A 21544-nucleotide genomic window follows, 5' to 3' on the forward strand; every position below is an offset into this window, starting at 1 on the left:
GTTCTTCAAATAACCGCAACATCCCACCCAACGGAGCCCCATGAGCAACAGCGAACGCGCCGACGCCCTCCTGGCAGCGGTCAACAGCGCCAACGGCCGAGGCCGCCTGAAGGTATTTCTCGGTGCCGCCCCCGGCGTCGGCAAAACCTACGCCATGCTCCAGGCCGCCCAGGCCCAGTTGCGTCAGGGCGTGGACCTGCGTGCCGGCGTGGTGGAAACCCATTCCCGCGCAGAAACCGAAGCCCTGCTGGTGGGCCTGCCGCAACAGCCGTTAAAACGCCTCGATTACCGCGGCATGCAGCTCACCGAACTGGACCTCGACGGCCTGCTGGCAAAACCGCCAAAACTGGTGCTGGTCGACGAACTCGCCCACACCAACGCCCCCGGCAGCCGCCACGCCAAGCGCTGGCAGGATGTGCAAGACCTGCTCGCCGCCGGCATCGACGTGTACACCACCGTCAACGTGCAGCACATCGAAAGCCTGAACGACCAGGTGCAGTCCATCACCGGCGTGCACGTACGCGAAACCGTGCCCGACTGGGTACTGCAAGAAGCCTACGAATTGCTGTTGATCGACCTGCCGCCGCGCGAGCTGCTGGAGCGTCTGCGCGACGGCAAGGTGTACGTGCCCGAGCAGGCGCGTGCGGCCATTGATGCGTTTTTCAGCCAGACCAACCTCACCGCACTGCGTGAGTTGGCGATGCAAACCGCCGCCGCGCGGGTGGATGCCGACCTTAATCAGGGCTATCGCCAGCTCGGCCAAGAAGCGCCAGCGGTGCGCGGTCGGTTGCTGGTGGGCATTGATGCCGACGCCCAGGCCGAGCGCTTGGTGCGCCATGCCTGCCGGGTGGCCGAGCGTCGGCATTTGCCCTGGAGCCTGGTGCATGTCGACACCGGCGCCGCCCGTGACGAACAGGCCCGTGCGCGGTTGCAGGCTGCGCAGCAACTGGCCGAGCGCCTGGGCGGCGAAGTGGTCAGCCTGCGGGCCGGCGAGGTGGCGAAAACCCTGATTCAACATGCCGCCGAGCGCCGCGCCGGTCTGATTCTGGTGGGCCGCAGCCGTCAGCGCTGGCTCGGTGCCGGCGTCGCGCAGCGCTTGTTGCGCCATGGCGACGGCCTGGAAATCAGCGTGCTCGATAGCGACGCCGTGCCACGCACGCGTACGTTGCGGCCGCGTCATCCGTTGCAACGCGGCGATTATCTGCTGGCCGTGGCCGCTACCGCCGTGGCGACGCTGGTGGCGTGGGCGGTGGCGCAGGTGTTGCCGCTGCCGAATATTTCCTTGGTGCTGCTGGCCGCCGTGTTGCTGGTGGCCGTGCGCACCAGTTCCGGCCCGGCTTTGCTGAGCGCGGTGCTGTCGTTCCTGGCGTACGACTTTCTGTTTATTCCGCCGCATTTCTCGTTGGCCATTCACCGCCACGAAGATGTGCTGACGCTGCTGTTCTTCCTGCTCATGGCGGCCCTGACCGGCAACCTCGCCGCGCGACAGCGTCGACAATTGCGGGCGCTGCGTGAAACCCAGGAGTGAAACGGCGGCGCTGCTCGACCTGTCGCGCAAGCTCACCGCCGCCACCGACCGTCAGGCCGTAGTGCTGGCGGCGAGTCAGCAACTGGCGAGCTGGACCGACGTGGAAATCTGCCTGCTCGGGCGCAGCGATGACGGCATGTGGAAAGTGGAGGGCGGCGTGTCGCGCTTGCTCAGCGATGCCGAGCGCATGGCGGCCGAATGGGCGTGGCAACACGATCAGGCTGCCGGCCTGGGCACCGACACCTTGCCGAGTGGGCGTTGGTGGTGGTGGCCGTTGTCGGGCGAAGACGGGCCGCTGCTGTTGCTCGGCGTCAGCCCCAAAGACCAGCAACCACTGGCCATGGAACGCCGGCGTTTGCTCAGCGCCCTGGGTCAGCCGCTGGGGCAGGCCCTGGCCCGCGCACAACTGGCGCAAGACTTGGAGGCCGCGCGCCTGCACGGCGAAACCGAACAATTGCGCAGCGCCTTGCTGGCCTCGGTGTCCCACGACCTGCGCACGCCGCTGACGGCCATGCGCGGCGCCATCGACAGTTTGCTGACCCTGGACGGCCAGTTGCCCCACAGCGATCGCATCGAACTGCCGGAAAGTACCCGCGATGAAGCCGAGCGCCCGGACCGCTATATCCAGAACCTGCTCGACATGGACACGCCTCGGCTACGGCAGCCTGAAGTTGGCGCGTGATTGGGTAGCGCCGGTGGATATCGTCGCCAGCGCCCTGCAACGCCTGCGCCCGCTGCTGGCGCCGTTGCAAGTGGAAACGGAAGTGCCGGCCGAACTGCCACTGCTGTGGGTGCACGCGGCGCTGATTGAACAGGCGCTGATCAACGTGCTGGAAAACGCCGCACGCTTTTCGCCGGCCCACGGTCGCTTGCGCGTGGCGGTGAGCAGCGATGCCAGCGAGCTGCGCATCAGCGTCAGCGATCAGGGCCGGGTATTCCCCGAGGCCGAGCGGGCGAAGATTTTCGACATGTTCTACACCCGCCGCCCGAGGCGACCGGGGCGGGCAGGGCACCGGTTTGGGCCTGGCCATTTGCCAAGGCATGCTCGGCGCCCATGGCGGCCGCGTGACGGTCGGCGACGGTCTGGATGGGCGCGGCGCCAGCTTGACCCTACACTTGCCGCTGCACCCGCAACCGTCTGCCGATAACGACCTCCTATGACCAGCAACCCCAGCACCATTCTGCTTATCGACGACGAGCCGCAGATTCGCAAATTCCTGCGCATCAGCCTCGCCGCGCAGGGCTACAAAGTGATCGAAGCCGCCACCGGCACCGAAGGCCTGGCACAGGCGGCATTGGCCAAGCCGGATTTGCTGGTGCTCGACCTCGGCCTGCCGGACATGGACGGCCAGCAGGTGCTCAGCGAGGTGCGCGAGTGGTCGCAGGTGCCGGTGCTGGTGCTGTCGGTGCGCGCCGGCGAGGGCGAAAAGGTCAAGGCGCTGGATAGTGGCGCCAACGACTACGTGACCAAACCGTTCGGCATTCAGGAATTTCTTGCCCGTGTGCGCGCCTTGTTGCGCCACGCTCAAGCCGGCGACGCCCCGCAAGCCTCGGTCAGCGTCGGCCCGTTGACCGTCGACTTCGCCTACCGTCGCGTCACCCTGGACGGCCAGGACATCAACCTGACGCGCAAGGAATATGCGGTGCTGGCGCAACTGGCGCAGCACATCGGTCGCGTGGTCACCCAGCAGCAACTGCTCAAAGACATCTGGGGTCCGACCCACACTGAAGACACTCACTACCTGCGCGTGGTCGTTGGCCATTTGCGCCAAAAACTCGCCGACGACCCGGCCAACCCGCGCTTTATCAGCACCGAAGCGGGCGTTGGCTATCGCCTCAACACCTCGTCCTGACGCAAGCGGCCATTAGTCGCCGTGCACCTGCGGTGTTTTTTGCCGATAATCCCTGCTCCCGGCCAATGGCCGATCAGCAAATGGGGAGCAAAGGCGTGGAGCACGGCGATAGTTTTCTGCAGTCAGGGGTGGTGTTCCTCCTGGCCGCAGTGTTGGTGGTGCCATTGGCCAAGCGCCTGCAATTGGGCTCGGTGTTGGGCTACCTGCTTGCCGGTGTGCTGATCGGCCCGTCGGTATTGGGGCTGATTGGCCAGCCGCAAAGCGTTGCGCAAATTTCCGAACTCGGGGTGGTGTTGCTGCTGTTTATCATCGGCCTCGAACTGTCGCCACGTCGGCTGTGGGTGATGCGCAAATCGGTGTTTGGTGTCGGCATGGCGCAAGTGGTGTGCAGCGCTTTGTTAATCGGCGGCATCGCCTATGCATTTTTCGATCAAGCCTGGAACAGCGCGGTAATTCTCGGCTTGGGCCTGGCCTTGTCCTCCACCGCGTTCGGGCTGCAAATCCTTGCCGAGCGCAAGGAACTGAACAAACCCCACGGTCGCCTGGCATTCGCCATTCTGCTGTTTCAAGACATCGCCGCCATTCCACTGATTGCCCTGATTCCAATGCTTGGCAATGCCCATGGCACGTCGTCTGGCGATGAAATCAGCCAGCTCGCGAAAATCATCATCAGCATCGCCATCGTCGTGGTCGGCGGCCGCTACCTGCTGCGCCCAGTGTTCCGCGTAGTGGCAAAAACCGGCCTGCGCGAAGTGTCCACCGCCACGGCGCTGCTGGTGGTTCTGGGCACCGCCTGGCTGATGGAGCTGGCGGGTATTTCCATGGCGCTCGGCGCCTTTCTCGCCGGCCTGCTGCTGGCTGACTCCGAATACCGCCACGAACTGGAAGCGCAGATCGAACCGTTCAAAGGCTTGCTGCTCGGCCTGTTCTTTATGAGCGTGGGCATGACCGCCGACTTCGCCCTGATGATGCGCGAACCCTGGGTGGTGCTGGGCTTCACCGCGATTCTGATTGCGCCAAGTTGCCGCTGCTGTTCGCCCTTGGCCGCTGGCTGGGCGAGCTGGACCGGCGCGCCGCGCTGTCGTTGGCCGTGGTAGTTGGCGGCGGGCGGCGAGTTCGCCTTTGTGGTGTTCAACATGGCGCACCAGAACGGCCTGTTCAGCGACCGCTTGCTGGGGCTAGTGGTGCTGTCGATCACGCTGTCGATGGCTATAACGCCGCTGTTGCTGCTGGCCATCGCCGCGCTGTGCAAACCGCAGCCGGTACCCGAACGCGAAGCGCCGGAGGAATACAGCCAGTTCGACGCCGACGCCCCGCGCGTGGTCATCGCCGGCATGGGCCGCATGGGCCAGATCATCGCCCGCGTACTGCGCGCCCAGCGCGTTAGATTCGTGGCGCTGGACACCTCGGTGGAAAGCGTCGAATACCAGCGCGCAGCCTCGGCAGTATGTCGATCTTCTATGGCGACCCGCTGCGCCTGGAAATTCTGCATGCCGCCCATGTCGACAAGGCTGAGCTGTTTATCGTCGCCACCGACGACCCGGAAACCAACATCGAAACCGCGCGCCTGGTGCGCAAGTTGTACCCACACCTGAAAGTCATCGCCCGCGCCCGCAACCGCCAGCATGTGCACCACTTGGTCGACCTGGAAGCCACCGCCGTGCGCGAAACCTTTCACTCCAGCCTGGAAATGGGCCGCTTGATTTTGCTGCAACTGGGGCTGACCAACGAACAAGCCGAAGCCCGCATCCGCCGCTTCCAACGCCACGATGAAGAGGTGCGCCAACAGCACTTGGTTTACAACGACGCGGCCAAAGTGAACCAGACAGCGCGCGAGGCGCGGGCGGAACTGGAGAATCTGTTTGAAGCGGATTTGGTGGAAGAGCGCGCGGTGCGGGGGGATTTGTCGTAGTGACGGTGCGATTCGGAATGCAGAACTTCGGAAGAATTGCATTTCCCTGACAGATACTGGATCCCGAATCGTCGGACCGCCGCCTGCGCGGGGATGACGGTGGGTTGAGTGATAGCTGTGCTTGGCAGCACGTGTCGCCAAGAGTACGAAAAAAACCGAACTAAACATCCGTCATTCTGGCGAACGCGGGAATCCAGTATTTCGGAAGAATTGCATTTCCCTGACAGATACTTGATCCCCGCGTTCGCGAGGATGACGGTGGGTTGAGTGATAGCTGTGCTTGGCCGCACGTGTCGCCAGGAGTACGAAACCGAACTAAACCATCCGTCATTCCCGCGAAGGTGGTGGTCCGACAATTCGAATCCAGAATTTCGGATCAGCCCCCGTTACTCCCCAGCCCTAAATTCCTAATCACCCCACCCGCATCTTCGTCGAATGTTTACCCCACCCCAAAACTAAACATACTCAGATTTGAATTTAACCCCCCATCCCCCTTATGTGACTCTCCAAGCATCTGTTTACAGAGCCTTCTTTTGAGCACTTCGCTCTCCCATCGAACTGGCATTCTGGGCCTTGTGGCACTGCCGCCATGCCCGTCCGCCAGACGCCGCTCTCTCTGATCGGGCCTTAGCCCGCTACGTGCCCCGCGCACGTTTCCTGTATCGCCAGCGCCCAGCCGAACGCCAACAGAAGTGGCGGTTTGCCCGCGCCTGGCTGATTGCCCAACGCCGTGGCGCTGGGTGCTAATCAAAGAGAATGCCCCATGAGTTTGCCGATCCGCAAGAAGCCCAAACGTTTCTGCAACAGAACCCCGATATCGAGATGTTCGAGCTGTTCATCATCGACAACAACGGCGTGCCGCGCGGCAAGTTGTTGCACTCGCGACGAGTTGATGGCCGTGTACGAAACCGGCCGGCCGCTGCCCAGCACCATTCTGGGCCTGGAGGACAATGGCGATGACGTGGAAAACTCCGGGCTGGTCTGGGACGTGGGCGATATCGATTGCCGCGCCTACCTGGTGGCCGGCAGCCTTGACGCGCTTGCCATGGCGCCTGATGCCGAACGCCGCCGTGCAGGTGAGTGATGGCACAGCGAGCAGGGCATGCCGGCAGCAGTGACTGACCCGCGCCGCTTGCTGGAGAAAGTGATCAACGAGCTGCAAGCCGACGGCTATTACCCGGTCATGGCGGCCGAGCGGGAGTTCTACCTGCTCGACCAGAAACGCGACGCCCAGTGCCGTCCGCAGCCCGCGCTGGATGCCGATGGTGGTCGGTCTCTACAGCACGCAGGTGTACGGCATTTGGCTGTGAGTTGGAGCAGATCGAACCGTTCCTCGCCGACCTGTACGCCGCCTGCAAAGCGCAAGGCATCCCGGCGCGAATCTGGTGATATCCGAATACGCCCCAGGCCAGGTGGAAATCACCCTGGAACACCCGCACCGACGCCCTGCAAGCCATGGACGAAGCGGGTGTACTACAAAACGGCTGGACGTAAAGGCGTGCTGCGCACAAACGACAGCATGACCGCCTGCTTTATGGCCAAACCCTTCGACCATATCGCCGGCACGGGTATGCATATGCACGTCAGCATTGCTGATAAGCACGGCAACAACCTGTTCGCCAGCGAAGCGCCGGACGGCACGCCGCTGCTGAAACAGGCGGTGGCCGGCATGCTGTCGACGTTGCTCGACTCGCTGCTGTTTTTCTGCCCGAACGCCAACTCCTATCGCCGTTTCCAGGCCAACAGCTACGCGCCGCTGGCGCCGACCTGGGGCGTGGATAACCGCACCGTCAGCCTGCGTGTGCAAGCGGCGGTCCGGCCAATAGCCGACACATCGAACACCGTATTTGCGGCGCCGACGCCAACCCGTATCTGGCAGCGGCGGCGATTCTGGCCGGCATCCATCGCGGCATTCGCGAACAGCTCGATCCCGGCGCGCCCATTGAAGGCAACGGCTACGCCCAAGCCACCGACGTGCTGCCCACCGACTGGCTGACCACCCTGCGCGCCCTGGAGAAATCCGCTTGGGCGCGAGACGCGCTGGGCGAAGACTTCTTGCGCGTTTACCTGGCCGTAAAGAACGCCGAATACCGCCAATTCATGGGCGAAGTGGGCGAGCAAGACTGGCGCTGGTACCTGCAACAGGCCTGATTAATTTTTACCATCGAGCCGACGCCGACCCTCGCAGCAGCCAGCTCTCTGGCGAAGCACTTCAATCAACTGCTTCGCGAGCGAGCTGGTCCCTACAGGAACGCGCAACGGCCGAGCGATCTGGATGACGTTATGACTTCGCAACGCAGCAATTCCTACGCACACCGCCACGCTCAACGAAGAAACCAATTACCCGCGCCTGGAAGGCGAAGTGCGCGTGGACGTTGCCATTATCGGCGGCGGTTTCACCGGTGTTTCCACGGCGCTGGAACTGGCCGAGCGCGGCCTGAAAGTGGCGATTATCGAAGCGAAAAAAATCGGCTGGGGCGCCACCGGGCGCAACGGCGGGCAAGTGACCGGCAGCCTGTCGGGCGATGAAGCGATGCGCAAACAGATGCGCGCCAAGCTCGGCGATGACGTCGATGACTTCATCTGGAACCTGCGCTGGCGCGGCCACGAAATCATCAAAAAGCGCGTCGAGAAGTACAACATCCAGTGCGACCTCAAACACGGCCACTTGCACGCCGCCTACAAACCCAGCCACATGGACGCCCTGCGCGCCAACTACGACGAAGCCGTACGCCGGGGCATGGGCGATGACGTGCGGATGGTCAGCGCCGCCGAGATGCCCAGCCTGCTGGAAACCAACATCTACCACGGCGCGTTGCACAACCGCCGCAACATGCACGTGCACTCGCTGAACCTGTGCCTGGGAGAAGTGCGAGCGGCTGAAAGTCTTGGCGCCGTGGTGTTCGAAAACTCCCCCGTGGTCGACATCCTTCACGGCGAGGTGCCCGTGGTGGTCACTGAGCACGGCCGCGTCGTCGCCAACTCGGTAATCCTCGCCGGCAACGCCTACTACAAGCTGGAAAAACGCAAGATGGCCGGCATGATCTTCCCGGCCTCCGGCGGCATCGTCGTCACCGAGCCGCTGGGCGAAGAGGTGGCCGCCAAGCTCAACCCGCAAGACCTGGCGGTTTACGACTGCCGCTTCGTGCTCGATTACTACCGCATGACTGCCGATAAACGCCTGCTGTTCGGCGGCGGTGCCAACTACTCCGGCCGCGACTCACGCGACATTGCCGGTGAATTGCGCCCGGCCATCGAACACACGTTCCCGCGTTTGAAAGGGGTGAAAGTCGACTTCCAGTGGAGCGGCATGATGGGCATCGTCATCAACCGCATTCCGCAGCTCGGCAAGCTGTCGAAAAACGTCTGGTATGCGCAGGGCTACTCGGGGCACGGCGTGGCGACGACACATATCGTCGGCGAAATCATGGCCAACGCGGTGACCGGTTCCCTGGAAAAATTCGACACCTTTGCCGGCGTCAGTCATATCCGCCTGCCGTTTGGCGATTGGGTGGGCAATCAAATGCTGGCGGTCGGCATGTGGTACTACCAGATGCTTGAACGGTTACGGTAATACCGCTCGGGCGCAGCGGCTTCCTACACGCGATTGATGATGTGGTTGCCACTTAAGGGCGTTCGGGCTGCGCTTCTTCCGAGTGGTCCTGCTGGAAGGGGGGGGGGGGGGGGGGGGGGGGTGGTGGAGTGGTTCTTAGGATGGGCCGGTACCTAATAAAAAAAGGGATCGGCCATGAACAAGCACTGCTTTCGCCTTATCTTCAGCAAGACGCTGGGCTTTTTAATTCCTGTCGCCGAAATCGCCACCGCCCAGCGCAAAAGCTGGCGCGCAACCAACCAAACTCCGACGTCCAACCTTGATGCTGTCCCCTTGCCCCTCCTCGCCGGTGCTCCCGGCTGGGCTGCTGCCGAGATTGTGCTGGATCGAAATGTTGCCGGAACACCAGCATGACGAGTGCTGCCAATGGGGTGCCGGTGATCGACATCGCCAAACGAAACAGCAATCGCAACCTCGCTTTCAAAACTTCGCAAGATTGCACCTCGGCCACCCTGCGGAGTCTGTGCATCAGGGCGATACCGCACAGGCAACCACGACCTTCGCGACTGCATCGTCAGAGAGAATTGTCGGGCCGAGAGGAACGATAGATGCACTGCCCGTGGCGGAGCAATCATATAGAACATTACCGGTCGATCCGCACTTTAAACAAAAAACATGGAGCGAAGAAATTAGAAACTATGGCCAGGCGGTTGGCCCGATATTGCACTTAAGCACGTTTATGGATCTGTTGAAGAATTCGCCGGATTCAAATTTTAAATCAGTGGCTGGCACGCAAGGTAATAACACTGCACTGATAAACGACCATATGAAACAACGAAAGAGCCTGCCTGAAAAATCCTCGTTTGTATCAGGCATGGAAACGTCAACGCGCATTGTGGAAGTCGGTAACTCAGAAAACCAGGCGCTCGGCCCAACTTCCCTTCAATTACGTGAGGCGAAGGTCAAGGAAAACCGTAAGGCTTTCGATAAGTGGGTGTTGCAAGCGCCAGATGTAGTTGACACTGGCAGTTTGGCTAAAGAGTTGGCTGCAAGTAATCTGGCTAATGGACCGGCATTGGCAATGATCTATCAAGGGACCTTGACGACTGCACTAGCGGGCAAAGGCGCCCTATTTAGCGGCGCAGCAATTTTTTTACTTGGCGGATGATGATCCTCTGTTAAAGAATATTACTGAATATGCGAAGTTGAAGGGTCAGCCAACGTCGTCCGTGACTAGGTGGATTAGCGCGGCGAAAAAATGGAAAATTGGTACGCTCGAAGCGCATCAAAAAATTGCGCAACAAATCGTTGATAGGCGGCCGGAGTTACTGCCGGGTTTTGCCGTTGCCACACATATTCCCCAGGTTGATTCATCCCATGACGGCAACTGGCCAATCAGAACAAAACTGCGTGCGGTTTTTGATAAAGCGCTGGAGCAGTCGCCTGACGTTTTTAATTATGAAGCGGTGCTGCAACGCGCCATGCAGGGCGATCTTAGTTTGAAAACTCACTTCGCTAACTTTTATAGACCCGTCAAAAACGCGTTGGATGGAACCGGAATGTATTTCGAGGCGATGCGATATCGCAGCTTATCGTTTGAAGAGAATGCAGCGCAGTCCCTGGTCAGTTACTGTCGCGAAAAATGCCTGCCCCGACCTTCTTTGAGCAGATGGATCACCTCTTCAGGTGAGTGGAAGCAAGGCTCCTCGCGGCTCACGATAAAGTGATGACGCAGCTAGCAGCACGGCGGCCGGACCTATTGCCGTTATCTGACGGTTACCTTCGAACGCTTGAGGGTGCGAGGGATGGCGCTCCTCACGTCAACGCGCAGGCAAATAGTAGTAGTGACAATGCGCAAGCTGCAGCACACCAAGGTGTTGGGTCGCTTGCGGCTGAGACGGCGCCTCTTCCTTCCGCCAACACGTTCTCCAGGGCCGCTCTTGGATGCGAACCCGGTGCGAGCTGAAAAGCCAATACCTATTAACGATTCAACTGCTGATGGATTTGTTGACCTCCACGCGCCTCCGGTAATTAGCCTTGACCCTGCTAGTGATGACAGTAACAGCAACCTGATTATTGATAGTGCTGCGCCGTCAATTGCTGCTTCTCCTGTACAAAGCCCCGAAATAATCGGGATGGACGCGTCGGAAGACTTTTTCAAACAGTGGGTAAAGCCCGAACCAGCAACTTCGCCGGGTCCAACCTTGGAGGATACTTCCACGCCGCTGGTTACCGATGCGCCGGTCAAAGCGGAAGTACCCGTCCTGCGCCACCAAATCGACAATGCCGTGCCCATATTACAGAGCGAAAAGGGCGACGATATTTTGCTGGCTGCCTTGCAGCCTTCACAAAAAAGCAAGCAGAGCAGCAGCCTGCAGGAATTGCTTGATCGCATGAAGTTAACATTTGGCGGCTACACAAAAAGCGTAATAGAGGAACAAGCTAAGCTGGCCGGCGAAGGCAATGTTCGTGTAAGTAAAAAAGCGCATAAAGATGACCTGGGGGGAAAAGCCCGTTGGTTGGCGACCATTTCTGGTGAAGAGCGGGCACGCTATATGGAAAGTTGGATGGAAGTTGAAGACGTTCCAGGAATTGGACGAGGGCGTAAAAGCAGCTCGCGATATTCCGCGCTTTACCGTATTGGCCCCCTACGCCGGTAAGTTGCTGACCGGTGATGCCATTAAGGCGGAGTGGGAGAAGTTAGGCATGAACTTCACCAGCTATACGTTCGGTACAAAAGAGCGGAAATAGCCTGATCAGCGCGTTTGGTGATGGCGTTGGCAATGTGTCTAGCTTGGTGAATAAAGGTGACGATCCTGCGCAGAACAATTTGACGGTCATGTTGCTGGGAAGCAAGTTGGTTTATCTGTTGGCTGAACGCCCCATTTCGGCGGGTGAGCCCTTGTTGTATGACTATGGCGAAGCCTATGACTACAGGGGCTGGCCGCAACATCCGATCCTTGTGGAAGAGTCCGAACCCTCGGACGAAAGCGGCACCGAGTCGGGAGTGGAATAGCGCGTAGTGCCGGCCCGCGGGGCAAACCCGCGGATCGGCACGTAGCCGAATGGGCATGAGCGCACAGTGCGCGAGCAAATACGTCAGGAAAGTTTGCAGCACCTTTGCCATCGCGCCACACCCCGGTAGCATCCGGGGTTCGTGGATTACGGGGTGACGCATGCTTACCAAACTCGACGCCTGCCTGAATGCAGTCAATCAAATCCTTCTTGGCAAGGAGCCCCAGGTTCGCCTGGCGCTGACCTGCTTATTGGCGCGGGGCCACTTGCTCATCGAAGACTTGCCCGGCATGGGCAAGACCACCCTCAGTCACGCGCTGGCCAATGTGCTGGGCTTGAACTTTCAGCGCATTCAGTTCACCTCCGATTTGCTCCCCGGCGACATTCTCGGCACCTCTGTCTTTGATAAAGACAGCGGCCTTTTTGTGTTCCATCCGGGGCCGATTTTTGCCGAGTTGGTGCTGGCCGATGAGATCAACCGCGCCACGCCGAAAAGTCAGAGCGCGCTGTTGGAGGCGATGGTGAGGAGGGGGCAGGTGACCATCGAAGGTGCGACCCGGCCACTGCCGGAGCCGTTCTTTGTGATTGCCACGCAAAACCCGGTCAGCCAGGGCGGCACGTTTGCGTTGCCCGAGTCGCAACTGGACCGGTTTCTGATGCGCTTGTCGTTGGGCTATCCGGCCAAGGCGGCGGAAAAGGCCCTGCTGCTCGGCGAAGCGCGGCGCGAGATGTTGCCGCGTTTGGATGCGGTGCTCAGTCATCAACAACTCGCCGAGCTGCAAGCCGAAGTGCCCAAGGTGCGCGCCAGCGATGCGCTGGTGGACTACGTGCTGCGCTTGGTTGAAGCCACGCGCACTCAGCCGCAATTTGCCTGGGGGTTGTCGCCACGGGCGAGCCTGGCGCTGTTGGCGGCAGCGCGCGCCTGGGCGTTCTTGGCGCAGCGCGATTATGTGATTCCCGAGGATGTGCAAGCAGTGTTGCCCTCCGTGGTGGGCCACCGTTTGCGTGAGCGTGCCGACCCGGCCGGGCACGGCGGCGGCGCGTTGGTGCAGTGGTTGCTGCGCGAAGTGCCCGCGCTCTGATGGCGATGCTCAAGCAGCGTTGGCAGCGCTGGTTACACCGGCGTATTCCACCGGCCAACAGCGTGCTGCTGACGCAACGGCGGATTTTTATCATCCCCACGCGCATCGGCGCCGCGTTTGGCTTGGCGCTGTTTTTGATGTTGATGGCCGGGGTCAATTATCAGAACAGCCCGGCGTATGGCCTGACCTTTCTGCTCGCGGCGGTGTTCGTGATCGCCATTCTTCATACCTACCGAAACCTCGCTGGCCTGACCCTGCACGCGGCTGGGGGCCGTCCGGTGTTCGTCGGCGAGCAAGCCACGTTCCGCGTGCGCCTGAGTAGCAACGGCCGCGCGTGCACCAGTCCATCGCCCTGGGGGTGGCCACCGCAGGAGCTGCAGCGTTTCGACGTGGCGGCCAATGGCATCGCGGAAAGTGAGATCACCGTGCCGGCCATCCGCCGGGCTGGCTGGGCACGACCTGGCCGGTTACGGGGTGGAAAGTCGCTTTCCGCTGGGCATATTGGTGGCGTGGAGCCAAGTGGACCTGGACCAGGCGCTGTTGGTGTATCCGCGTCCGTTACCCGGCGAATTGCCGCTGGTGGCGGGTATCAAAGACGACGATGACGACGACGGCGGCCGCGCCGTTGGCCAGGGTGCGGATGATTTCCAAGGCCTGAAGACCTATCAGCCGGGCGACTCGAAACGGCGTCTGCACTGGAAGGCCTATTCCCGTGGCCAAGGCCTGCTGGTGAAGGATTTTGCCAGCCTGACCGGGCGCGACCTGTGGCTGGATTTCGACGAATTACAAGGCGACAGTGAAATGCGCCTGTCGCTGCTGTGCCACTGGGTGCTGGCGTTGTCAGAGCGTCAGCAGCCCTTTGGCCTTGCGCTTGCCCGGTTCGGTGCATGGCCCGGACATCGGCGAAACCCACCGCGAAGCCTGCCTGCGCGCCCTGGCGCTATACGGGGAGGGCGGCGATGAGCGCCACGCAAGCGATTCCGCGCATCAGCCTGTTGTGGCTGCTGGTGGCGCAGGTGCTGGTGATCGTTCCGCACCTGGAACACTTGCCGTCGTGGATCATTGCCCTGTGGCTGGTGTGCGCCGGTTGGCGCGTGCAGATTTACCGCATGCGTGCGCAGTTTCCGGCGACGTGGCTGAAGTCTGGACTCACGGTTGGAATTGTCGGCGGCGTGTTTTTATCGCGGGGCAGCCTGATTGGCCTGGACGCTGGCGTGGTGTTGCTGATCGCCGCGTTTATTTTGAAGCTGGTGGAAATGCGCACCCGACGCGATGCGTTGGTGCTGATCCTGTTGGGCTTCTTTGCTGATGGTCACGGTGTACCTGTTTGACGACCGGATGACCACCGTGGCCCTCACCTTGCTGCCGGTGGCAGGCTTGCTGGCCGCGCTGATTGCCTTGCAACAGAGTCCGCTACAACTAAGCCCGTGGCCGCCGCCAGCCTGGCCGGCGGCTTGCTGCTGCAGGCCGTGCCGCTGATGCTGCTGCTGTTTCTGTTTTTCCCTCGCTTCGGGCCGCTGTGGTCGCTGCCCATGCTCGATCAGCGCGCCATTACCGGGCTGTCGGACAGCACGGCGCCGAACGATATCGCTGAGCTGAGCCGTTCTGATGCGTTGGCCTTTCGCGCCAGTTTCGAAGGCGCCGCACCGCCGCGTAGTCAGCAGTATTGGCGGGCACTCACGCTGGATAAATTCGAGGGCCGGCGTTGGTCGCAGTCTTCGAAGTACGTTGGGCTCCCGCACCGCCGTGGACGCGAGTAGGCGAACCGCTGCGTTATCGCATCGTCATGGAAGCGAGTGGCAAGCCCTGGCTGTTCGGGCTCGACCTGGCCACCACTGAGCCCGAGCGCACGCGGCTAATGAGTGACTACCGCTTGGAGCGCGGCCGGCCGGTCGACAAAACCCTGGTCTACACCGTGACCCCCCCTGGCCACAAGCGCTGCGTGAACCGCAGGCCAGCAAACCGGCGTTACGCCGTGCCTTGCAACTGCCGGCCGACGGCAACCCGCGCACCCGCGAATGGGCGCAGCAGCTCAGGCGCAGTTCCCGGACGAGCAGGCGCGGGTGCAAGCGGTACTGAGCCATTTCAACCGCGAGCCGTACTTCTGCCACGCTGCGGCCGCCGGAAGTGGGTGAAAACAGCATCGATGATTTCCTCTTCACCACGCGGCGCGGCTTTTATGAGCACTACGCCGGCGCCACGGCATTTGTGTTGCGTGCGGCGGGTATTGCGGCGCGGGTGGTGACGGGGTATCAGGGCGGCGAGCTGAACCCGTCGGGCAACATCCGCCATTCAGGTGCGTCAGTTCGATGCCCATGCCTGGGTTGAGTATTGGCGCGAGGGCGTGGGCTGGACCGTGATCGATCCGACCTTTCAGGTGGCGCCGGAGCGTATCGAGCAAGGCCTGGAGCAGGCGCTGGCAAATGAACAAAGCTTTTTTGGAGCGCACACCGTTGTCGCTGTTGCGCTACCGCCATATCAACTGGCTCAACCAACTGCGCCTGAATCGGGAAAACCTCAACTACGGCTGGGAACGCTGGGTGTTGGATTACCAGCAGGGCACGCAATTGGAAGTGTTGCAGCGCTGGTTTGGTCGCCTTGATTCGCGCGATTTCCTCTTGGGTTTGGTCGGCGGCGGCGCGTTGGTGTTGACGCTGATTGCCCTGTGGCTGTTCAAACCCTGGCGCCGTGAGCGCGATGTGCAGCAGCGCCTATATCAACGCTTCGAACGCCTGCTGGCCCTCGCCACGGTGTTCGGCGTTTGCCAGCCGAAGGTGCGCGCGCATTTGCCGAGCGCGCCGCGTTGGCATTGCCCGAACAGGGGCAGCCCATTCGCGCTTTTGCCGATGCTTTTGAGGCGCAGCGCTATGGCGGTAAGCCCGTCGCGCCCGAACAGTTGCAGCAGCACTTGCGAACTTTGCGCGCGCATTGCCGATGCGCTGGTTGCAGCGTGATGACTAGATAAGGTTGCCCATGTCCGAATTTATCGATGCCCTGATCGCCCGAGGTTGTGCAGTTGGAAGTCAATTTGCTCGCCAGCCGGGAGCGCCTGGCGGCCGCCACCGATGACGAAGCCCTGCACGACGTGCGCATCGCCGTACGCAAGCTGCGCAGCCTGTTGCGGCCGTTTCGCAAGATCATTGAACACGACCTGTTGGTGACGGCCGCGGCGGCGGCGGGGCGCAGCAGCAGCCCGGTGCGCGACAGCGAAGTGCTGCTGGCCGAGTTGTGCCGTCATCCGGGCATGGCGGCGGTTGTCGCCTGCCGCGAGCGCGAATTGCCGGCGCAGTACCAGCAACTGCTGCGCAGCTCCGAGGCGATGCGCTTGCAGCACGCGCTGGACCTATGGCCCTCATTCTTTCGCCGCACCTTGCATGACGCGGCGCCGGAGAATTTGAAAGGTTACATCACGCGCCAGCTACGCAAGGAAAGCGAGCGGCCGAGCGCGGCGATGGCGGATCCGGCCCATGACCGGCATCGCCTGCGCATCTTGATCAAACGGGTTCGCTACTGCGCGGATACGTATCCGCAGTTGGCGGGTGTGTCGGCCAAACAGGTGAAAGCACTGCGGCGTGCGCAGAATGCGTTGGGCGTTTGGCATGACCGCCTGCAATGGCTGGCGCGGGCGGAGCAGGAGGCGGAATTGGGGCCGTTGGTGGGGGTTTGGCTGGCGGAGTTGGCTGGAGGCGCAAGGGCGTTCGGATGGGGCGTTGGAGAGAGGTTGGGGGAGGTGGTTGGGGGGTAGGTTTTTGGTATTCGGGTTGCTTCGTACCGTGCACGACTTCAGATACTGGATTCGCCTGCGCGGGAATGACGGGTGTATGGTTTTCGTGAGGGTGAACAGGTACCGCTCAACCACCACCGTCATTCCCGCGAAAGCGGAATCCAGTATCTGAAGCCTAACGCCGTCTGAAGCAAGCCGAGAGTCCCAAAGAGCCCCAACCCTACCGATTAAACCGCTCCACCAACGCCGACTGCCGCTGCGCCGTCACCGTCAATTCCCGGCTCAACTGCGCCGTGTTCTGCGCTTCCCGGACGTCTGGTCCGCCAACTGGGCAATGGTGGTGATGTTCTGGTTGATCTCATCCGCCACCGCGCTTTGCTCTTCAGCCGCAGCGGCAATCTGGTCCGCCATGTCGGCAATGTTGGCCACCGCTTCACTGATGCCGACCAGCGCCTGGTCGGCTTTAAGCACACGTTCCACGCCTTCGTCGGCCTGCTTGCGGCCAATTTCCATGGTCAGCACGGCTTCTTCAGCGGTGCGTTGCAGCTTGGCGATCAGTTGGTGAATTTGTCCGGTTGATTCGGCGGTGCGTTGCGCCAGCGAGCGGACTTCGTCGGCGACCACGGCGAAACCACGGCCCATTTCACCAGCACGCGCGGCCTCGATAGCAGCGTTGAGGGCGAGCAGGTTGGTTTGGTCGGCGATGCCTCTGATCACGTCGACCACGCCGCCGATTTCGTTGCTGTCCTGCGCCAGGCGGGTGACGGTTTCGCCGGTTTCGCTACAGAAACGGACAAACGCTGAATGGCTTCGCGGGTTTCGCCGGCGATGCTGCGGCCTTCGCCGGTCAGGCGGTTGGCTTCCTGGGTGGCAATGGCGGTGCGCGCTACGTTGCTGGCCACTTCCAGCGTGGTGGCGGCCATTTCGTTGACGGCGGTGGCCACCTGTTCGGTTTCCACGCGCTGGCGTTCCAGCCCTTTGAGCTGTTTTGCGCCAAGGTGTCGGCCTGGCGCGCTTGTTCGGTCAGGTGCTCGGCACTGTCTTGCAGGCGGGTGAGGCAGGTTTTCAGGCGCGCTTCCTGGCTGAGCATGGCCAGTTCCAACTGCGCCTGCGGGCCGCGGCTGTCGGTGTACATGGTGGCGATCAGCGGGTCGGAGTTGCTTTGTTCGGCCAGTTTGAGCAGGCGACGCAGGCCGCGTTGCTGCCAGTTCAGGCCGAGCAAGCCCAGCGGTACGGAGAGCGCCGCTGCGGCGAGGAAGCCCCAGTGGAAGTCGAGCCAGGCGCCCATCACGAAGCCAATCTGGCTGATCAGAATGAACGGCACCCAGTTCTGCAGAATGGGCAGCCAGACGTTGCTTCGCCGGCACCGCGGCGCTGCCGCTGTTGATGCGCTGATACAGCGCCTCGGCGCGACGGATCTGTTCGGCGGTGGGCTTGACGCGTACCGACTCAAAACCGATGACTTGCTGTTTTCCAGCACCGGCGTGACGTAGGCGTTCACCCAATAACTGGTCGCCGCTGGCACAACGGTTTTTGACAATGCCCATCCACGGCCGGCCCGACTTCAACGTCGTCCACATGTGTGCAAACACCGCCGGTGGCACGTCGGGATGACGGACCATGTTGTGCGGTGAACCGACCAATTGCTCACGGGAATAGCCGCTGATTTCCACGAACGCGTCGTTGGCGTAAGTGATTTCGCCTTTAAGGTCGGTGGTGGAGATCAGGCGCTGCTGAGCGGGGAAAGTACGTTCACGTTGAGTGACGGGCTGATTGCTGCGCATGGGGCGAATATCCGTAATGTCCGTGCCGTTCTGATCGGCCGCTGTCAGGCAAAGTTGAGAAGAATTTTCCTACAACCCTTTCCGATGCAGTTTAACCAGATTTGAACTGGCGCACAGTTTTCACGGGGCCCAACGGCGCTGCGCCCCCTGCGCAACGCCGCCGGCTAAGCCTGCCGGGGTCAGGCAGCGATCAATTGCCGCACGCACGTAATGGAGAATGCCGCCGGCGCGGAAGTACTCCACTTCGTTCAGCGTATCGATGCGGCACAGCACCTCGAATTGCTCCTGTTTGCCGTCCGCGCGGGTGAGGGTGATGGGCAGGCGCATCGAGGTTTTCAGCTCGACGTTATCGAGCCCGCCGATGCTCAGGTTTCCTTGCCGGTGAGGCCAAGGGCCTTGCGGTCCTGCCCTTCGAGGAACTGCAACGGCAGCACGCCCATGCCCACCAGATTGGAGCGGTGGACCACGCTCGAAGCTTTCCGCCAGCACCGCTTTTACGCCCAGCAGGTTGGTGCCTTTGGCGGCCCAGTCGCGGGACGAACCGGTGCCGTATTCCTTACCGGCCACCACCACCAACGGCGTGCCTTCTTCCTGGTAACGCATGGCCGCGTCGTAGATCGCCAGCTTCTCGCCGCTGGGCACGTGCAGGGTGTTGCCGCCTTCTTCGCCGCCGAGCATTTCGTTGCGGATGCGGATGTTGGCAAAGGTGCCGCGCATCATCACTTCGTGGTTGCCGCGCCGCGAACCGTAGGGGTTGAAGTCTTGCGGCTCTACGCCTTTGTCGCGCAGGTAACGGCCGGCCGGGCTGCTGGCTTCGATATTGCCGGCGGGGGAGATGTGGTCGGTGGTTACCGAGTCGCCGAGCAGGGCGAGGATGCGCGCGTTGTCGACGTTGCCGATTTTCGGTGGGGCCTGGTCGATGGCTTCGAAGAACGGCGGATGCTGGATGTAGGTGGAGTCGTTCTGCCAGGCGTAGGTGTCGGCGTCCGGCACCTGAATGGCCTGCCACTTTTCATCGCCGGCAAACACTTCGGCGTATTCCTTGTGGAACATGGCCGTGTCGACCTTCTGCACGGCCTCGGCGATTTCCGCCTGGGTCGGCCAGATGTCGCGCAGGTACACAGGCTGACCGTCTTTGCCGTTGCCGAGCGGGTCTTCGCTGAGGTTGGTGCGCACTGTGCCGGCCAGGGCGTAGGCAACCACCAGTGGCGGCGAGGCGAGCCAGTTGGTTTTCACCAGCGGGTGCACGCGGCCCTCGAAGTTGCGGTTGCCGGACAGCACCGAAGCAACGGTGAGGTCCGCTTGTTGAATCGCTTTTTCGATGGGCTCGGGCAGCGGGCCGGAGTTGCCGATGCAGGTGGTGCAGCCATAGCCGACCAGGTCGAAGCCGAGGGCGTCGAGGTATTCGGTCAGCCCCGCTGCGGCGTAGTAGTCGGTGACCACCTTGGAGCCGGGCGCCAACGAGCTTTTCACCCAAGGCTTACGTTGCAGGCCTTTTTCCACGGCTTTTTTCGCCAGCAGGCCGGCCGCCATCATCACGCTGGGGTTGGAGGTGTTGGTGCACGAGGTGATGGCCGCAATCACCACGGCGCCGTGTTTCAGGTGATGGGTTTCGCCGTTGAATTCATAGGAAACGTCGCCAGCATTGGCGCCGTCGTTGATCGCGGTGCCGCCACCGCCTTCGCTGAGCAGCCGACCTTCTTCGGTGCTGGCCGGTTTCATTTGCAGGCCGAGGAAGTCGTCGAAGGCTTTGCTCACGGCCGGCAGGGCGACGCGATCTTGCGGGCGTTTGGGGCCGGCGAGGCTGGCTTCGACGGTGCCCATGTCCAGCGCCAGGGTGTCGGTGAACACCGGCTCGTGGCCCGGTTCACGCCATAAACCTTGGGCTTTGCTGTAGGCCTCGACCAGCGCCACGGTGGCGTCCGGCCGGCCTCGACAACCGCAGGTAGCCGAGGGTGATGTCGTCCACCGGGAAGAAGCCGCAGGTGGCGCCGTATTCGGGCGCCATGTTGGCGATGGTGGCGCGGTCGGCCAGGGAAGGGTGGCGAGGCCGTCGCCATAGAATTCGACGAATTTCCCCACCACGCCTTTTTTACGCAGCATCTGCGTGACGGTGAGCACCAGGTCGGTGGCGGTGATGCCTTCTTTCAACTGGCCGCTGAGCTTGAAGCCGATCACTTCGGGAATCAGCATCGACACCGGCTGGCCGAGCATCGCCGCTTCCGCCTCGATGCCGCCCACGCCCCAGCCCAAGACGCCGAGGCCGTTGATCATGGTGGTGTGTGAGTCAGTGCCGACCAAGGTGTCGGGGAAGGCGAAGGTGTGGCCGTCTTCTTCTTTGGTCCACACCGTGCGGCCGAGGTATTCCAGGTTCACTTGGTGGCAGATGCCGGTGCCCGGCGGCACTACGCTGAAATTATCGAAAGCGTTCTGGCCCCAGCGCAAAAACGCATAGCGCTCGCCGTTGCGCTGCATTTCAATTTCCACGTTTTGCTCGAAGGCGCTGGGGTCGGCGAATTTGTCGACCATCACCGAGTGGTCGATCACCAGGTCGACCGGCGACAGCGGATTGATTTTCTGTGGGTCGCCGCCGGCCTTGGCCATGGCGGCGCGCATGGCGGCCAGGTCGACCACTGCGGGCACGCCGGTGAAGTCTTGCATCAGTACGCGGGCGGGGCGGTATTGGATTTCGCGGTCGGAGCTGCGGCTTTTCAGCCAGTCGGCCAGGGCTTGCACATCGCTGCGGGTGACGGTTTTGTCGTCTTCCCAACGCAGCAGGTTCTCCAGCAGCACTTTTAGCGACATGGGCAGTTTGTCGATATTGCCCAAGGCTTTCGCGGCTTCCGGGAGGCTGAAGTAGTCATAGGTTTTGTCGCCAACCTGCAGGCGCTGGCGGCTGTTGAAACTGTTCAGGGACGGCATGCTCATCTCCAAATGGGGCTACACGGTAGGGGCCCGGTGCGCAGTTGACCTGCGTCGTAGTCGGTTGCGGCGCACAAATACAGCTCTAGCCTAGCTGGCGCAGCGGCTTTCGCTTGGTGCCCAGGGACCTTTCAACTGACTGCCCTTGAGCGCTTGCGGTTCCAACTCGGC

General features: G+C 61.8%; 18 protein-coding genes and 8 pseudogenes. 21 read left to right on the top strand and 5 right to left on the bottom strand.

Features of this window, described 5'->3' with window-relative positions; genetic code table 11:
• Positions 1–40: 40 nt before the first annotated feature.
• The 20 genes and pseudogenes from ACZZZP_RS07555 to ACZZZP_RS07650 all read left to right on the top strand — a co-directional run bounded on the left by ACZZZP_RS07555 (position 41) and on the right by ACZZZP_RS07650 (position 16688).
• Positions 41–1528 (top strand): sensor histidine kinase, encoded by a 1488-nt coding sequence (locus ACZZZP_RS07555; protein ID WP_463536414.1) that lies wholly within the window; start codon positions 41–43, stop codon positions 1526–1528.
• Positions 1512–2210: a histidine kinase dimerization/phospho-acceptor domain-containing protein gene (locus ACZZZP_RS07560; RefSeq protein ID WP_463536415.1), complete on the top strand. Its 699-nt coding sequence runs from the start codon at positions 1512–1514 to the stop codon at positions 2208–2210. The genes ACZZZP_RS07555 and ACZZZP_RS07560 overlap by 17 nt, the downstream gene beginning before the upstream one ends.
• Positions 2125–2689, top strand: a pseudogene (locus tag ACZZZP_RS07565) (sensor histidine kinase). The gene ACZZZP_RS07560 and the pseudogene ACZZZP_RS07565 overlap by 86 nt, the downstream one beginning before the upstream one ends.
• Positions 2686–3381: a response regulator gene (locus ACZZZP_RS07570; RefSeq protein ID WP_463382310.1), complete on the top strand. Its 696-nt coding sequence runs from the start codon at positions 2686–2688 to the stop codon at positions 3379–3381. The pseudogene ACZZZP_RS07565 and the gene ACZZZP_RS07570 overlap by 4 nt, the downstream one beginning before the upstream one ends.
• 95 nt (positions 3382–3476) lie before the next feature.
• Positions 3477–5293 (top strand): annotated as a pseudogene (locus ACZZZP_RS07575) (monovalent cation:proton antiporter-2 (CPA2) family protein).
• Positions 5294–6049: 756 nt separating this feature from the next.
• Positions 6050–7444 (top strand): annotated as a pseudogene (locus tag ACZZZP_RS07580) (glutamine synthetase family protein).
• 132 nt (positions 7445–7576) lie between these two features.
• Positions 7577–8867: pseudogene (locus tag ACZZZP_RS07585) on the top strand (NAD(P)/FAD-dependent oxidoreductase).
• A 174-nt stretch (positions 8868–9041) separates the two neighbouring features.
• The gene (locus ACZZZP_RS07590) at positions 9042–9260 is read left to right on the top strand and encodes an ESPR domain-containing protein (RefSeq protein WP_463536416.1); all 219 of its coding nucleotides are present in this window, start codon (positions 9042–9044) and stop codon (positions 9258–9260) included.
• Positions 9238–10014, top strand: a complete 777-nt coding sequence (locus tag ACZZZP_RS07595; RefSeq protein WP_463536417.1) for a hypothetical protein — start codon at positions 9238–9240, stop codon at positions 10012–10014. The genes ACZZZP_RS07590 and ACZZZP_RS07595 overlap by 23 nt, the downstream gene beginning before the upstream one ends.
• Positions 10004–10573 carry a hypothetical protein gene (locus tag ACZZZP_RS07600; RefSeq protein ID WP_463536418.1) on the top strand — a complete coding sequence of 190 codons (570 nt, stop codon included), beginning with the start codon at positions 10004–10006 and terminating at the stop codon, positions 10571–10573. The genes ACZZZP_RS07595 and ACZZZP_RS07600 overlap by 11 nt, the downstream gene beginning before the upstream one ends.
• A 228-nt stretch (positions 10574–10801) precedes the next feature.
• Positions 10802–11506 (top strand): hypothetical protein, encoded by a 705-nt coding sequence (locus ACZZZP_RS07605; RefSeq protein ID WP_463536419.1) that lies wholly within the window; start codon positions 10802–10804, stop codon positions 11504–11506.
• A 137-nt stretch (positions 11507–11643) separates the two neighbouring features.
• Positions 11644–11862: a hypothetical protein gene (locus ACZZZP_RS07610; RefSeq protein ID WP_463536420.1), complete on the top strand. Its 219-nt coding sequence runs from the start codon at positions 11644–11646 to the stop codon at positions 11860–11862.
• 160 nt (positions 11863–12022) lie between these two features.
• Positions 12023–12943: an AAA family ATPase gene (locus ACZZZP_RS07615; protein ID WP_463536421.1), complete on the top strand. Its 921-nt coding sequence runs from the start codon at positions 12023–12025 to the stop codon at positions 12941–12943.
• Positions 12943–13892, top strand: a pseudogene (locus ACZZZP_RS07620) (DUF58 domain-containing protein); the annotation flags it as partial. The gene ACZZZP_RS07615 and the pseudogene ACZZZP_RS07620, both read left to right, overlap by 1 nt.
• Before the next feature lie 10 nt (positions 13893–13902).
• Positions 13903–14703, top strand: a pseudogene (locus ACZZZP_RS07625) (TgpA N-terminal domain-containing protein).
• A gap of 26 nt (positions 14704–14729) precedes the next feature.
• Positions 14730–14804 (top strand): annotated as a pseudogene (locus tag ACZZZP_RS07630) (hypothetical protein); the annotation flags it as partial.
• Between the two features lie 266 nt (positions 14805–15070).
• The gene (locus ACZZZP_RS07635) at positions 15071–15271 is read left to right on the top strand and encodes a transglutaminase-like domain-containing protein (RefSeq protein ID WP_463536422.1); all 201 of its coding nucleotides are present in this window, start codon (positions 15071–15073) and stop codon (positions 15269–15271) included.
• A complete protein-coding gene (locus ACZZZP_RS07640) occupies positions 15240–15545 on the top strand; it encodes a hypothetical protein (RefSeq protein ID WP_463536423.1) in 306 nt (101 codons plus the stop codon). The genes ACZZZP_RS07635 and ACZZZP_RS07640 overlap by 32 nt, the downstream gene beginning before the upstream one ends.
• A gap of 201 nt (positions 15546–15746) precedes the next feature.
• Complete coding sequence (locus ACZZZP_RS07645; RefSeq protein ID WP_463536939.1) at positions 15747–15908, top strand: DUF4129 domain-containing protein; 162 nt, start codon at positions 15747–15749, stop codon at positions 15906–15908.
• Positions 15909–15959: 51 nt separating this feature from the next.
• Entirely contained in the window at positions 15960–16688 is a 729-nt protein-coding gene (locus ACZZZP_RS07650; RefSeq protein ID WP_463536424.1) for a CHAD domain-containing protein, read from the top strand.
• Positions 16689–16949: 261 nt separating this feature from the next.
• Here ACZZZP_RS07650 and ACZZZP_RS07655 read toward each other — a convergent pair whose 3' ends face one another.
• From ACZZZP_RS07655 to ACZZZP_RS07665, 3 genes are read right to left on the bottom strand one after another with little or no spacing between them, the layout of a single operon-like run.
• Entirely contained in the window at positions 16950–17423 is a 474-nt protein-coding gene (locus tag ACZZZP_RS07655) for a methyl-accepting chemotaxis protein (RefSeq protein WP_463536940.1), read from the bottom strand.
• Complete coding sequence (locus ACZZZP_RS07660; protein WP_463536996.1) at positions 17381–17611, bottom strand: hypothetical protein; 231 nt, start codon at positions 17609–17611, stop codon at positions 17381–17383. Before ACZZZP_RS07660 ends, ACZZZP_RS07655 begins: the two co-directional genes overlap by 43 nt.
• Positions 17554–17991: a hypothetical protein gene (locus tag ACZZZP_RS07665; protein WP_463536997.1), complete on the bottom strand. Its 438-nt coding sequence runs from the start codon at positions 17989–17991 to the stop codon at positions 17554–17556. The genes ACZZZP_RS07660 and ACZZZP_RS07665 overlap by 58 nt, the downstream gene beginning before the upstream one ends.
• Here ACZZZP_RS07665 and ACZZZP_RS07670 point away from each other — a divergent pair.
• On the top strand, positions 17981–18160 hold the full coding sequence (locus tag ACZZZP_RS07670) for a hypothetical protein (RefSeq protein ID WP_463536998.1): 180 nt from the start codon (positions 17981–17983) through the stop codon (positions 18158–18160). The genes ACZZZP_RS07665 and ACZZZP_RS07670 overlap by 11 nt on opposite strands.
• A gap of 72 nt (positions 18161–18232) precedes the next feature.
• On the opposite strand, the pseudogene ACZZZP_RS07675 reads toward ACZZZP_RS07670, so the two are convergent.
• Positions 18233–18451, bottom strand: a pseudogene (locus ACZZZP_RS07675) (PAS domain S-box protein); the annotation flags it as partial.
• A gap of 120 nt (positions 18452–18571) precedes the next feature.
• Positions 18572–21373: an aconitate hydratase AcnA gene (acnA, locus tag ACZZZP_RS07680; protein WP_463536425.1), complete on the bottom strand. Its 2802-nt coding sequence runs from the start codon at positions 21371–21373 to the stop codon at positions 18572–18574.
• Positions 21374–21544: the final 171 nt, after the last annotated feature.

This window comes from Pseudomonas sp. AC211 (genome assembly GCF_979258055.1).